Source organism: Endozoicomonas gorgoniicola, assembly GCF_025562715.2.
GTDB classification, from domain to species: Bacteria; Pseudomonadota; Gammaproteobacteria; order Pseudomonadales; family Endozoicomonadaceae; genus Endozoicomonas_A; species Endozoicomonas_A gorgoniicola.
In genome coordinates this window covers 2,525,283-2,538,644 of the sequence record NZ_JAPFCC010000001.1, presented here as the reverse complement: position 1 = coordinate 2,538,644, position 13,362 = coordinate 2,525,283, and the positions used below count along the sequence as shown (strand labels likewise).

At 52.4% G+C, this 13,362-nt stretch carries 11 protein-coding genes; 4 read left to right on the top strand and 7 right to left on the bottom strand.

Annotation, left to right across the window (positions count from 1 at the left end):
• Positions 1 to 2 precede the first annotated feature (2 nt).
• From NX722_RS11580 to map, 7 genes are all read right to left on the bottom strand, one after another.
• Positions 3 to 1,538: an inactive transglutaminase family protein gene (locus tag NX722_RS11580; RefSeq protein WP_262568106.1), complete on the bottom strand. Its 1,536-nt coding sequence runs from the start codon at positions 1,536 to 1,538 to the stop codon at positions 3 to 5.
• On the bottom strand, positions 1,535 to 2,692 hold the full coding sequence (locus NX722_RS11575) for an ATP-dependent zinc protease family protein (protein ID WP_262568105.1): 1,158 nt from the start codon (positions 2,690 to 2,692) through the stop codon (positions 1,535 to 1,537). The genes NX722_RS11580 and NX722_RS11575 overlap by 4 nt, the downstream gene beginning before the upstream one ends.
• Positions 2,693 to 2,873: 181 nt before the next feature.
• Entirely contained in the window at positions 2,874 to 4,208 is a 1,335-nt protein-coding gene (gene brnQ, locus NX722_RS11570; protein WP_262568104.1) for a branched-chain amino acid transport system II carrier protein, read from the bottom strand.
• Between the two features lie 338 nt (positions 4,209 to 4,546).
• Positions 4,547 to 5,053 carry an aminoacyl-tRNA deacylase gene (locus tag NX722_RS11565; RefSeq protein ID WP_262568103.1) on the bottom strand — a complete coding sequence of 169 codons (507 nt, stop codon included), beginning with the start codon at positions 5,051 to 5,053 and terminating at the stop codon, positions 4,547 to 4,549.
• Positions 5,054 to 5,262: 209 nt separating this feature from the next.
• On the bottom strand, positions 5,263 to 5,814 hold the full coding sequence (locus NX722_RS11560) for a hypothetical protein (protein WP_262568102.1): 552 nt from the start codon (positions 5,812 to 5,814) through the stop codon (positions 5,263 to 5,265).
• Positions 5,815 to 5,868: 54 nt separating this feature from the next.
• On the bottom strand, positions 5,869 to 8,586 hold the full coding sequence (gene glnD / locus NX722_RS11555; protein WP_262568101.1) for a [protein-PII] uridylyltransferase: 2,718 nt from the start codon (positions 8,584 to 8,586) through the stop codon (positions 5,869 to 5,871).
• 94 nt (positions 8,587 to 8,680) lie between these two features.
• Positions 8,681 to 9,478 carry a type I methionyl aminopeptidase gene (gene map / locus NX722_RS11550; protein WP_262568652.1) on the bottom strand — a complete coding sequence of 266 codons (798 nt, stop codon included), beginning with the start codon at positions 9,476 to 9,478 and terminating at the stop codon, positions 8,681 to 8,683.
• A 483-nt stretch (positions 9,479 to 9,961) separates the two neighbouring features.
• On the opposite strand from map, the gene rpsB reads away from it, so the two are divergent.
• The 4 genes from rpsB to frr all read left to right on the top strand — a co-directional run bounded on the left by rpsB (position 9,962) and on the right by frr (position 13,347).
• A complete protein-coding gene (gene rpsB, locus NX722_RS11545) occupies positions 9,962 to 10,738 on the top strand; it encodes a 30S ribosomal protein S2 (RefSeq protein WP_262568100.1) in 777 nt (258 codons plus the stop codon).
• 157 nt (positions 10,739 to 10,895) lie between these two features.
• On the top strand, positions 10,896 to 11,759 hold the full coding sequence (gene tsf / locus NX722_RS11540; RefSeq protein WP_262568099.1) for a translation elongation factor Ts: 864 nt from the start codon (positions 10,896 to 10,898) through the stop codon (positions 11,757 to 11,759).
• 296 nt (positions 11,760 to 12,055) lie between these two features.
• Complete coding sequence (gene pyrH / locus NX722_RS11535; RefSeq protein ID WP_262568651.1) at positions 12,056 to 12,793, top strand: UMP kinase; 738 nt, start codon at positions 12,056 to 12,058, stop codon at positions 12,791 to 12,793.
• The gene (gene frr / locus NX722_RS11530; protein WP_262568098.1) at positions 12,790 to 13,347 is read left to right on the top strand and encodes a ribosome recycling factor; all 558 of its coding nucleotides are present in this window, start codon (positions 12,790 to 12,792) and stop codon (positions 13,345 to 13,347) included. The genes pyrH and frr overlap by 4 nt, the downstream gene beginning before the upstream one ends.
• The last annotated feature ends 15 nt before the right edge of the window (positions 13,348 to 13,362 follow it).

Sequence of the window (13,362 nt, the reverse complement as noted above, 5' to 3'; positions counted from 1 at the left end):
CGTTACCCCTGAGCCAGAGGTCTGAAGCGTCGCAATTCCAGCAGACGGTAACCGGTGTACTGACCAAGCATCAGGGTAATACCCAGAACGGCAAACAGAAGTTCCGGGAAGTTGAACGTCAGGTGTTCAACGGTTGGGTTGGACATCAGCAGGTAGCTGATGGACGCCACTAACAGACTGCCAAAGCCTTCTATAACCACATCTTTTGGACCTTCTTCTTCCCACAGGATGGACATTCTTTCGATGGTCCATGCCAGAATAATCATTGGGAAGAAGGTGACGGTCAGTGCCTGTGTGATACCCAGTTTCCAGCTCAGGATGCTCATGGCACCCATAATGCCAATGACCACGATCATAACGGCTGCCAGCCTGGCCACCAGAAGCATGTTTAACTGACTGAGTATCGAGCGAATCCACAGGCCGATGGAGACAATGGTGATAAAGATGGTCAGGCCCGGTAGCAGCTGGGTTTCCAGAAAGGCCACCGAGATCAGTACTGGCATGAAGGTGCCTGATGTACGTAGACCAACAATAATCCGCATAAACAGTACAACGAGCGCTCCGATAGGGATCAGCAGAATGTTTTTGAAAGCGTTCTGAACTTCCAGGGGCAGGTCATAGATTGAAAAGTCAACCAGCGCCACCTGGTCCGCCTGAGAGTTGCGGATAGCCAGATCACGGGCTGGAACCGCCTGGGAGATCATGGAGAAGCTAACACTTGATTGGGTGCCGCCCATCACATCCAGCATGGATTTACCTCCCCGTTGCCACAGGAAGAAGTTGGCAGGGTTGCCGGATTCACCGGTGACCGGATCAAACATCAGCCAGCCATCACTGGTGTAGACTTCCAGCATGTCCAGCATCGGTTGGCGACGACGGCCGTCTTCCAGATACAGACCCCTGACCATGCGAACCGGAATATCAGCCATGGTTAACAGGTCAATCAGCAGGCGTGTACGGCTTTCACGATTATCGATCATGCCCAGCAGCATGTTGGTGTTCTGGCTCGGGCTTGGATTCAGGAGTTCGGTGATTAGTGTTCCGGCAAAACTGCGGGCATCAGCAGAGCGCTCGGTTACGGATTCGAGCAGACTATCAGCTGCAGTCTGATAGGGCTCTGGCAATCTTGGTTTTACGGTCAGAGTGTCGTTTTCTACCGGAGGCTCACGATCCGGGTCGCTGACAGAATCAGGATACAGGTTGACCTTATAGTACAGTGTCTGGCGGCCTTTGGCTTCACGGATGCTCCATTCCGCCCGTCGCTGACCATTATCGTCAAACTGGTTGATGCCATACCCTGGAGAAGCGAAAGATTCATCCAGGATACGCACGTCAGACTGATGGGCCGGCAACGTCAGGGTTGCCTTGACAGGGCCACCGTCGGCCATAAATTCAACATCGGCTTCAATGCTCCATATCGTATTGGTTTCCCCCCGGAGCAGTGGAAAGCCTAAAGCAAAATGCTTGTAAAGAGTGAGACCCAGCCCGAGTGCGACAAGCAGCACTACAGCCAGACTGAGTTGAAAACGGCCTTTCATTGATTACCTCTTGGCAGTTTGTCTGCAATATACTCCTCGCTGACGTCTACCAGGGCGGTGTTGGCCACGAATTGTTCTGCAAGCAGGACTGGAAACTCGTAACTGCTGCGGTCACGCAGTGTGAATTCGGTGATTTTGTTAATGTTGCCTACCCTGACCTTTATGCTGACGACAGGGCGCCTCTGGGATTCAAGACCACCATGGCGCTTGATCTGGGCAACACGGCTTATCGGCAGTTCAAGATTGAAGGATTGTTCATTGGAAACCAGTTTGAACCGTACCCAGGGCTGACCATTTTTCTCGAATTCTTCAAGGTCACGGGCATCCAGGGAGGATGTTTCTGCACCCGTGTCTACCCGGGCTTGTAAGGGTTCATCCACACCGTTGAGCTGAACCTGTTCCACTGCTCCAAGAATGGGCAGGCCAGCGACGTTGACTTTCTGGTAGATGGTCTGGTCGACGGCGTGTGCAAAAGTCCTGGGTACGGTACGACGTACTGTTTTCAGTGGTTTTTCAGTCGCAATGTATGTTTTGCCAACGTCGGCGATGGCCAGATCCTGAAGGAAGTCACGACCGATCAGCATTGGGAATTCAAAGTTGCTGCGGTCATTCAGGGATACAGCAACCGTCTGGGTCAGGTCACCTACCTGGATCGTGAGGCTGACAACAGGACGACGCTGGGATTCTTCATCGGGGCGCTTTATGGAGATAAAATCCTGGACCGGCAGTTCAAGTTTCCGAACACCTTTGCTGGTGCGTGGCAACTCAAAGCGAACCCAGGGGCGACCGTCGCGTTCAAACTGTTGTATGTTACGTGCATCCAGAGATGTGCGGGCAGCCCCGGTATCAATTTTTGCAGGCATGGTCAGGTCCAGGTCCGGCAGCTTACCTTCTTCGGAAAAGCCCAGCACCAGTTTGCCGTCAATATGAGCCGGCGTCTGTATATACGTCTGTGTAATGGTGACTTCCGGTACGGGTGCAGGCTGTTCGACAGTGGGTTTTTCCTGAGGCTTGGACACCGGTTTTTCAGCCTTAGGTCGATCCTCTCTGGTTTTTGTTGTGCCTGCGGGTGGTTCCTTGGGGGGAAACGACTGGCAGCCAGTCAGTGCCGCTGCGGTAAGGATCAAAGCGGTAATTGCCGGGAAACGGATCATGGAGAACACTTGTTGATTTAGATAGATGAACCTAAAGATGATTGGCAAACAATCAAATGCTGCGCAGCTTACTGCAACTCCTGACACTTGCCAATGGCGAACAGCCGCAATCCCGCTGAAAAATTTGGAGGGTGATTGATATGGGTGGGTAAAGTGCAGGCTTAGCTGCTTGAAAAACTCACTAAGCCTGATCTTCCTGCAGAGGTTCCTGAGGTATTATTTTGCCCAGAATCCCTGTCATTAAAACACAGAGAGCGCATGGGAGAGCCCAGCCGAGATTGAACTCATACCCGGGTAGTCGCTGGCAAGAAGACGTTACCATCATAATCAGCGGATGATGAACCTCTTTTATGGTATCAACAATACTGAAAATCAGGGCGACTGAAAGCGTAGAGCGATAGACCAGCACGGGATTAGCAAACAGGTCCCGCACCAGTCCCAGTAATATCAGGACAATACAGACGGGATAGAGAATCAGCAGAACAGGTATAAATAACTCAATGATCTGGTTCAGCCCGAGGTTTGCGAAAGCAATGCAGCAGGCTGTGATGGCAACAACCAGTGGCCGGTAGCTGAACGGTTTGAATACCCCATCAAAATACTCTGCAGCGGCCGTGATGCAACCGACCGCTGTTGTCAGACAGGCCAGCGCCACCACACCTGCCAGCAGGCTTTTGCCCGGGGTGCCGTACAGGGCGTAGACATACAGAGAAAGAATCTGGCCGCCATTATCTGGGTTGGGAGCAATATCCCGACTGGTGGCTCCCAGATAAAACAGTGAAACATAGACCAGTGCCAGCCCGATTGCGGCTATAAAAGCCGTCACTACGCTGTGGCGGAACAGGGCCTGGGTGGAGTTTATGCCATGGGAGCGGAGATTGGTGATAATGACGATACCAAACATCAGGGCAGCCAGGGCATCCATGGTCAGGTAGCCTTCAAGGAAACCGGTCAGGAAGGGGTTAGCAGCATAATTGTCTGTTGCCTCGACCGGGGTTCCCTGAGGCATTATGACCGGAGACAGACCGAGTATAATGAGCAGGGCAATCAGGGCAGGGGTAATCAGCTTGCCGACAGATTCCAGCAGACGCCCCGGGTTCAGGCAGAGATAACCGCAGATGCTGAAAAACACAAGGCTGAATATCAGGCGGGACAGGGTGTCAGGTGAATTGAGAAAAGGCGCTATCCCCACTTCGTAGGCGACCATTGAGGTGCGGGGGACGGCGTAGAGAGGGCCGATCACCAGGAATATAAAGCTGCCCATCGAAATGATCAGCCACCTTGGCAATTCGCGGGTGATTTCGTTGAATCCGCCACCGACTCTGGCGATGACGACCAATCCCAGAAGAGGTAGTCCGACTCCGGTGACCAGAAATCCGGCAGCTGCCAGCCAGACGTTGGTTCCTGCCAGCTGACCCGCCAGAGGCGGAAAAATCAGGTTGCCAGCACCGAGAAACATGGCAAATACCATGAATCCCATTCCAATAATATTTTGCAGACTTAATCTTTGTTTCATTGCAGCTGCCGTCGTCAGGCGTTCATGTTAGAGGCTAATCGGGAGCTGGCTCACTCTCTGGTTCGCTCAGATGCCATTTAATAGCTTAGCTTCCATGGTAGCTTTCAAGTATGGAGTAGCTCTCAAGTATGGACGCAATTTTTGAAAGTGGTAGCAACGTTAATCCTGTTGCCTGAAATATTGGACAGGCTGACAGAAAAAATGTTCCGAATTCCTGGTAAGTTGAGTCTGACGCCCGAATGGCAGGCATTTTCAGGTTGCTACAAGCCATTACGTCACAGCTGTCACTAAGGGGCGTATGCTGGCTTTTTGGGCGGTCATGGGTTTTGACTCTGGAATTACGACTCATAGGGGTCGGGTCTGGAGTCATGCCTCGGCTGGCTGCACAGGTTGCTGTGGGGGGTGCCCTTTATCAGTTGCTGAAAGCCTTCCTGGTCAATATGAAGCAGGGTTTCATGGTCACCGGACTCCAGGTAGATATCGGGAACCTGGCTGAGCCTGTCGTCCCAGATCATGGACATCTCGTAAGCCCGTGCAATCGGTGGAATGGCACCGAACTGACAATCTGAAAACGGCTTTTGGGCATCGGTTTCGCTGGCCAGTTTTACGGGACGGTCAAGAAAGTTTTGAACCTGGCGCATTTGCAGGCGATTGGATGACGGAATAACAGCCATCAGGTAGTCGTTCAGGTCATCTTTCAGTATCACTGCCTTGGCCAGTGAGTTCAGTGGTATTTGAGCAGCAATGGCGGTCTGGACAGAGCTGTGGCTGGTGGTGTGTTGCAGGGTGTCATAAGGGATATGCTCTTCTTCGAGCAGGTGGTGAACACGGTCGGCAATACTCATGGGTGTCGCCCTCAGTCAGGTCAGGGCTTCCATGCCGGTTAGGCAGAAGATGGCTTGCAGTCATCTTCCTTCATTCCATCAGAGTCAGTTGGCAGGAAAGTATAGTCTGGCAAGCGAATGTAATCAGCTTTTACGACGTATGTGGCGATGGCTCAGCCAGCGCCTGCTTTCTTGCAGGGTAAAAGCAGGAAGTTAGTTTTGGGCTGTTCCTAAATGGTATAGGCTCCGCCTGCAGTTTGAAATATTCCCAGATAGCTGCTCTCTATGATCTTGCGCCAATGCGGACTAAGTTCTCCCCAGAGGTAGATATCGAGATTACTGCCCCCGGGCGGGTTGGCATAGTCGTCCTCAAAGCGGATGAACACCGACTCATTATGCGCTGTGGCGATAAAGTCCCTGATGGTGCGAATATGGCGATAAAACTGTTGATTGCTGTCAATGACATAGACATAGTGGCGACTGTCGACAACAAGGTTGTATGCATGGTCTTCTGTCTCGGCAGCGTAGACCTGGTTGATACCCTGGCCGATGAGATAGGCAAGCAGTAGTGTGGGACGGTTCCATGTCTGTTTGAAACATGCGCTCTCTCCGGCAGCCAGACCCGGCAGCCAGAAGAGGCTGCCGTCCACGGTGTGTGGTACGGTGTTTTTGACCAGCACATCTGCCGTGTGAATTGCACAGTGTACACAGTTACCGTGAATGTTGAGCCCACCATAGGGGTTGATGCAGGCCAGGCTTTCACTGAGATCTCTCAGGCTCATGATGCAGCGCTCTCAGTTAAAAAGAAAACTCAGTTAAAAAAGAGTCGTTAGCGGTCAGCGAGACCGGATCAGGTCTTGCTGACTGGCTCTCTGCAGTGTTTCCTCCAGGGTTTTGCAAATGGTTTTTGCAAATTCGGGATCATTGACGGGTTGTTTCTGGTTGTCGGTAATGTAAAAGCGGTCTTCAACCTTTTCACCGAAGGTGGCAATTTTGGCATTGTGCACCTGCAGGTTAAGCGACATGAAGGTACGGCCTATCTTGGCCAGCAGCCCGGGGCGGTCGGTCGCTTTTATTTCCAGCAGGGTACGGCGGATGTCGGGAATGTTGCTGATCAGCACTTCCGGCTTTCGGGCAAAATGGCGCAGTTTTCTGGGCGTCCGGCGGCTGATCAGATCCGGGAAATCGTCGGTATTCTCCAGAATTAACTGCAGGTGACGTTTGATTTGCAGTATGCGTTTCGGGTTGTGTCCAATCGCACGTCCATCGTCTTCCAGTACCGTAAAGGTATCCATGCTGTAGTTATCCGACGAGGTAATGATTCTGGCGTCCTGAATGCTCAGGTGGAGCTGATCCAGTGCCGCTACGGCAGCCGCAAACAGGTTAGGCTGATCCGGTGTATAGATAAATACCCGTGACCCGCCAAGATCCTGCTGGTCAATATCGGTCTCCTGAACAATCACCAGAGGTTTGCTGTTGTCATGGTTCAGGATGTTTTCTGTGTGCCATGCAATTTCCCGGGAGTTATGCCGGGTAAAGTACTCAATTCCCAGTGCTGACCAGAGCCGGGTGATGGTTTGCTGATCCAGCGCTTTATCAGCCAGTCTCTTCAGGGCGCGTTCCTTAACGGCTGCAACCCGGTCTTGTTCATCCGTCAGGCTGCTCATATCGCCTTCCAGCATGCGCCGTGTGCGACGATAAAGCTGTTCCAGGAGTGAAGAGCGCCAGCCGTTCCAGAGCTCCGAATTGGTGGCATTGATATCGGCTACCGTTAACAGGTAAAGAAAGTTCAGGTAGTTAACAGAACCCATTTTCCGGGCAAAGTCCTGAATTACCTGAGGGTCGGACAGATCCTGCTTTTGTGCGGTGGTAGACAGTGTCAGGTGTTCTCTGACCAGCCAGACAACAAGGCGGGTGTCGTTAGGTTTTAAACCGTGGCGACGACAGAACCGCTCGGCATCGACAGCACCCAGCTGCGAATGGTTGCCACCACGGCCTTTGCCGATATCGTGGTAAATGGCGGCAATGTAGAGCAGTTCAGGGTTTTTGATGGCTCGGATCAGCTGAGAGGCAACGGGATAGCGCTGCTCATTTTCCTTGTAGGTGAAACTGCGCAGATGTTTGATCAGCAGCAGTGTGTGTGCATCAACGGTATAGGAATGAAACAGGTCAAACTGCATCTGTCCGATAATGCGGCCGAACTCTGGCAGATAGCGCCCGAGAATGCCATACCTTGCCATGCGCCGGAGGTTGGCAGTCAGGGCGTAGGGTGCCTGTAGCAGCTTGATAAACTGTTTGGCACAGCGTGGGTCTTTGCGAAACTCGTTGTCAACCAGGTGTCGGTGTTCCCTGAGCAGGCGAATGGTTTCAGCGGTAGGGCCGTGTATGTTGGCATCCCTGGTCATCAGGACAAACATTTCCAGCATGGCGGGCGGGTAGTCGCTGAATACCGTCGCGCTGGTGGTTTCGATGTACTGGTTACGAACCTGAAACCGCTCATTGATGGGTGTAATGACCTGTGGCAGGTCGGCGTTCAGGATAGCGTCGTCAAAATGTTGCAGCAGCAGGTCTTTCAGTTGACCAACAATCAGTACGGTACGGAAGTAACTCTGCATAAACTGTTCGACAGCCAGAGAGTCGTTATGGTCGTGGTAACCGAACAGGTTCGCGAGGGTGCGCTGATGGTCGAACAACAGGCGATCTTCGCAGCGGCCAGAGGTGAGGTGCAGTCCCCAGCGGACTCTCCACAGGAAGGCTTTGCAGCGCTGCAGCTGCTGGTGTTCGTTGTGGCTGAGAAAGCCGATGTCCACCAGTTCTTTCAGGTCGTGTGTACCAAAGTGACGTCGGGTAACCCAGCCCAGCATATGGATATCGCGGATGCCTCCGGGGGAGCTTTTGATATTGGGCTCCAGCTTGTATTCAGAGTCATCGTATTTGCGGTGTCGTTCCCGTTGTTCTTCAAACTTTGCCTGCAGGTAATCTTTGCTTGGCCACATGTGTTCGGGGCTGATGCGCTCGTGTAATCTGTCTGACAGTGCCTCGGGGCCGGATAACAGCCGGGCTTCCAGCAGGTTGGTCATAATCGTGAGGTCATTCTCCGCCTGCACGGCGCACTCATCAACAGAGCGAACACTGGAGCCTACTTTCAGGCCGATATCCCACAGCAGGGTGAGAAAACGTTCGATATTTTCTTTGTGGGTGCTGTAAGTGTTATCTGACAGAAGCAGCAGAATGTCGATGTCAGAGCCCGGGTGCAGCTCTCGCCGCCCATACCCGCCTACAGCCAGTAAGGCAATGTCGCAGCCATTGCTCCAGTCCAGATGTTCCCAGGCGACCGTTAGAATTTCATCCATAAACCAGGTTTGGGCGTCGACCAGTGTTTCAATACTTATCTCTTCCCTGAACCACTGGTCCAGCCGTTCACGGGCAGTTCTGATGGCTTTTTTGTAGGCAGGGATGGCGCTGTTGGACAGCGTGATGTCGGCACGAAACTGGCTGCGATTGAACAGCTCGGTTCTGAGTGACTGGGGAACCTGTAGGCTGGTCGTTATCATGGTGAAACCTGGTGGCTGGTCGCTGTTATTGTATTCTATTCCTTTTCGTCGGAGCAGCCAGAAGCCTGCTCGCCGTCAGGCTCCTGGCTGGCGGTCAGAATGTTTCTTCTGGACGCCGGGTCAGTACCTCAACACCATCGGCGGTGACCAGCAGGGTGTGTTCCCACTGGGCAGAAGGACGACGGTCTTTGGTGACCGCTGTCCAGCCGTCACCCAGTAATTTGGTGTTTTTCTTGCCAGCATTGATCATTGGCTCGATGGTGAAGGTCATGCCTTCGCGCAGGATGCAGTCGTTGTTTTCGTTGTAGCCGTTGTAATGCAGCACCTGCGGGTCTTCGTGGAAGCCTCTGCCAATACCGTGACCGCAGTACTCTTCTACCACAGTAAAGTGGTTGGCGTGGGCATGCTCCTCGATAATACGACCAATGTCGCTCAGTCGGATGCCCGGGCGTACCTGGTCAATGGCCTTGTAGAGACACTCCTGGGTGACCTGTACGAGACGCTCATTGAAAGGCTGGGTTTCGCCAATAATGAACATTTTGCTGGTGTCGCCGTGATAGCCGTCTTTGATAACAGTGACGTCGATGTTCATGACATCACCTTTCTTCAGCTTCTTCTCGCCGGGAATACCGTGGCAGACCACATGGTTGATGGATGTGCAGATAGACTTCGGAAAGCCCGGACGGCCGGGCGCTGCACCATAGTTCAGAGGGGCTGGAATGGCATTTTGCTCATTAACGATATAATCGTGGCACAGGCGGTCCAGCTCATCGGTTGTGATGCCTGCCTTGACATGGGGGGTAATCATTTCCAGCACTTGTGCTGCCAGGCGTCCAGCAATACGCATGCCTTCGATATCTTCAGGGGTTTTAATAATTACGTTCATAGAAATAAACTGGCTGTCAGCCGTTGGGTCGGATGATTGGGTGGTAATAGAGCGATTCTAACAGAAGTTGTGCGTGATATTCATGCGGAGTTGGGCTACTTTTCTAACTGGCGTTGTCATCACTTTTCAAACTGCACCTGTTAAGCCTCTCCGGTACTCTCCGATACTGTAGTGTTTCAAATTCAGTTGTAAAACCTCCAGATCAGGAAATGTCCTGACTCTGGCGGTGAAAGCCAGCTGAAAGGTTTTCGTTCGTTTTTTTTTGTGGTATAAATCGCCGTCTTCGTTAAATGGGGTCTGTCTGCAAGCCATTCCGGCCTGTTATTGGCTTCCCCGAATCGAAGCTTTTTAAACTATTTACAGAACTCACATGCACCGTCACATGACTCAGGGTGCCCAAAGGTTTGATGGTTCTTTGAAAGATCAAACCTGCCAGGGGTCGAACTCATGGGGTGCGTGGAGGCATAACCCTGTATCAGGAGAAATAAAATGGCGCAAGCCCATAACGTTACCATGCGTGACATGCTCAAGGCGGGCGTGCACTTCGGTCACCAGACTCGTTTCTGGAACCCAAAGATGAACAAATTCATCTTCGGTGCTCGCAACAAGATTCATATCATCAACCTTGAGCACACCATGCCTGCGTTCACCGAAGCTATGGAGTTCATCCGTAAGCTGGCTTCAGGCAAGAACAAGGTTATGTTCGTAGGCACCAAGCGTGCTGCGGGCAAGATCATCCGCGAAGAAGCTGCCCGCGCTGGTCAGCCATTCGTTGCTCACCGCTGGCTGGGTGGTATGCTGACTAACTACAAGACTATCCGTCAGTCTGTACGTCGTCTGCGTGACCTGGAAGCTCAGTCTCAGGACGGCACCTTCGAGAAGCTGACCAAAAAAGAAGCTCTGATGCGTCGTCGCGACCTGGAGAAGCTGGATCGCTCCCTGGGTGGTATCAAGGAAATGGGCGGCCTGCCAGACGCGCTGTTCGTTATCGACGTTGAGCACGAGCGCATCGCTATTCAGGAAGCCAACAAGCTGGGTATTCCTGTCATCGGTATCGTCGATACCAACTCCAGCCCGGAAGGCGTAGACTTCGTTATCCCGGGTAACGATGACGCTATCCGTGCTATCCAGTTGTACGTTAAAGCAGCTGCTGACGTCATCATGGATGCTCGCGCTGCTGCCAGCACTGGCGCTGAAAGCGAATTTGTAGAAGTTGAAGTTGAAGCGGAAGCTGAAACCAAGGCTGACGACGCCGCGGAAGCTTAATCTTCCAGGTGTTAGAAAAAGGGGGCCAGATGCCCCCTTTTTCAGATTACAAGTAACCATTATCTATCCTGAAATGCCGAAATAAGAGGCGTTGCAAGCACGACACTTCATCAGCATTCTCAGGAGTGACATTGAACATTTGCGAGAGGAATCCACCATGGCAGCAATTTCTGCAGCACTGGTTAAGGAACTGCGTGAGCGCACTGGTCTGGGTATGATGGAGTGCAAGCGCGCTCTGAAAGAGGCTGGTGGCGACATCGAGAAAGCCATCGAAGAGATGCGCAAGTCTGGCCAGGCTAAAGCGGCCAAGAAGGCGGGCCGTACCGCTGCTGAAGGCATCGTGATGACCAAAGTGGCTGAAGACGCTTCTTACGGCATCATCGTTGAAGTGAACAGTGAAACTGACTTCGTTGCCCGTGATGAAGGCTTTGTTGCATTCGTTCAGAAGGTCACTGACGTTGCGTTTGAACGTAAGGAAACTGACGTTGCCGCACTGATGGAAGGTGAACTGGAAGCGGCTCGTCTGGCTCTGGTTCAGAAAATCGGTGAAAACATCAGCGTTCGTCGTGCCGTTGTAGTAGAAGGCGGTATTGTGGGTTCTTACGTTCACGGCAACAGCCGTATCGCTGTACTGGTTAGCCAGGAAGGTGGTGACGCTGAGCTGGCTCGTGACGTGGCTATGCACGTTGCTGCTGTTAGCCCTCAGGTGGTTAACAAGGAAGATATGCCGGCTGAGCTGGTAGAGAAAGAGAAGGAAATCTTCAAGGCTCAGGCTGAGCAGTCTGGCAAGCCAGCTGAAATCATCGAGAAGATGATTGTTGGTCGTATCAACAAGTTCCTGTCCGAGAGCAGCCTGGTTGAGCAGCCTTTCGTTAAAGATCCTGACATGAAAGTAGGCGCTCTGGCTAAGAAAGCCGGCGCGACTATCTCCAGCTTCGTTCGTTTCGAAGTGGGTGAAGGTATCGAGAAAGAAGAAGTGGATTTCGCTGCTGAAGTGGCTGCAGCGGCTGCAGGCGCTTAATTTTTCTGCAGTAAGCCGGAATCTGTTGCATTGCGTTGCAGTTGATTCCGGCCTTGCCAGGCTGGAAGCTGATGGTGACTAACATGCTGAGTCATATTGTTTGTGGCGCAGACTGTAGGTGGCCAGGTGCTTGAAGGCTTCAGGTGACAAGGCTGAAAGCTTCCAGCCGGAAGCCCTTTGTGATCTCTATGATCAGAGGGTTTCTGATCCAGCATCCGGTATTTCTGACAGTAGACTATCTGACAGCAGGGATGCCGGATGTTATTATCCGCCTATCTTTGATACGGAAGCTGAACATGCCGGTAAATGATCGACAACCGAAATACAAGCGCATTCTTCTCAAGCTCAGCGGTGAAGCGCTGCAGGGTTCCAATGATTTCGGCATAGATCCGGGTGTCCTGGATCGCATGGCCCTGGAAATTGGCCAACTGGTTGGTATCGGTGTACAGGTTGGTATCGTTATCGGTGGCGGTAACCTGTTCCGGGGTGCAGAACTCAGTGCTGCGGGGCTGGATCGCGTCACTGGCGACCACATGGGTATGCTGGCTACGGTAATGAATGCTCTGGCCATGCGTGATGCCCTTGAGCGTTCCAATATCAATACCCGGGTTATGTCTTCTATCCCGATGAGTGGTGTCGTTGAACACTACGATCATCGTCGTGCAATGCGTCACCTCAGTGAAGGTGATGTCGTTATATTCTCCGCCGGTACCGGCAATCCTTTCTTTACCACTGATTCTGCTGCCTGCCTTCGCGGCATTGAAGTCGATGTTGACGCTGTTCTGAAAGCCACCAAGGTCGACGGCGTATACGACAAAGACCCTGTTAAACATGCCGATGCAGTCAAGTTTGACCACCTGTCTTACGATGAGGTGCTGGACCGCAAGCTTGGTGTAATGGATCTGACAGCCATCTGCCTGGTCCGTGACCAGAATATGCCCTTGCGTGTATTCAACATGAACAAGCCCGGCGCATTGCTGAGTGTTGTAGTAGGTAGTAATGAAGGAACACTTGTTTCAGGGGGTCAACAATGATTAATGAAATTAAAGACGACGCTAAAGAGCGTATGGGGAAATCTCTGGATTCCCTGACGGTTGCGTTTAACAAAATACGCACGGGGCGTGCGCACCCAAGTCTGCTCGATGGCATCAAGGTATCCTATTACGGTTCCGAGACGCCCCTGGGTCAGATGGCGAACATCTCTGCTGAAGATGCCCGCACCCTGGCAGTACGTGTCTGGGAGAAGTCCATGGTGCCAGACATTGAAAAAGCCATCATCAAGTCTGACCTGGGTCTGAACCCTTCAACGGCTGGTGAGGTGATCCGTATTCCTCTGCCACCACTGACTGAGGAGACCCGCAAGGGTTATGTGCGTCAGGCGCGTGCTGAAGCTGAAAATGCCAAGATCGCCATTCGTAACATCCGCCGTGATGCTCTGTCCGACTTCAAAGAGCTGGAGAAGGAAAAAGAGATCAGTGAAGACGAGGAGCGTCGTGCAGCTGATGATGTGCAGAAGATCACCGACAGCTTTGTGGCTGAAGTTGACAAGGCACTGGCTGCCAAAGAAAGCGATCTGATGGAAGTCTGATCACATCCGTTGCCT

What these genes read in the sequence shown, in the direction of transcription:
- NX722_RS11580 (WP_262568106.1), bottom strand. Translation starts at nt 1,538, where the DNA reads ATGAAAGGCCGTTTTCAACTCAGTCTGGCTGTAGTGCTGCTTGTCGCA.
- NX722_RS11575 (WP_262568105.1), bottom strand. Translation starts at nt 2,692, where the DNA reads ATGATCCGTTTCCCGGCAATTACCGCTTTGATCCTTACCGCAGCGGCA.
- brnQ (WP_262568104.1), bottom strand. Translation starts at nt 4,208, where the DNA reads ATGAAACAAAGATTAAGTCTGCAAAATATTATTGGAATGGGATTCATG.
- NX722_RS11565 (WP_262568103.1), bottom strand. Translation starts at nt 5,053, where the DNA reads ATGAGTATTGCCGACCGTGTTCACCACCTGCTCGAAGAAGAGCATATC.
- NX722_RS11560 (WP_262568102.1), bottom strand. Translation starts at nt 5,814, where the DNA reads ATGAGCCTGAGAGATCTCAGTGAAAGCCTGGCCTGCATCAACCCCTAT.
- glnD (WP_262568101.1), bottom strand. Translation starts at nt 8,586, where the DNA reads ATGATAACGACCAGCCTACAGGTTCCCCAGTCACTCAGAACCGAGCTG.
- rpsB (WP_262568100.1), top strand. Translation starts at nt 9,962, where the DNA reads ATGGCGCAAGCCCATAACGTTACCATGCGTGACATGCTCAAGGCGGGC.
- tsf (WP_262568099.1), top strand. Translation starts at nt 10,896, where the DNA reads ATGGCAGCAATTTCTGCAGCACTGGTTAAGGAACTGCGTGAGCGCACT.
- pyrH (WP_262568651.1), top strand. Translation starts at nt 12,056, where the DNA reads ATGCCGGTAAATGATCGACAACCGAAATACAAGCGCATTCTTCTCAAG.
- frr (WP_262568098.1), top strand. Translation starts at nt 12,790, where the DNA reads ATGATTAATGAAATTAAAGACGACGCTAAAGAGCGTATGGGGAAATCT.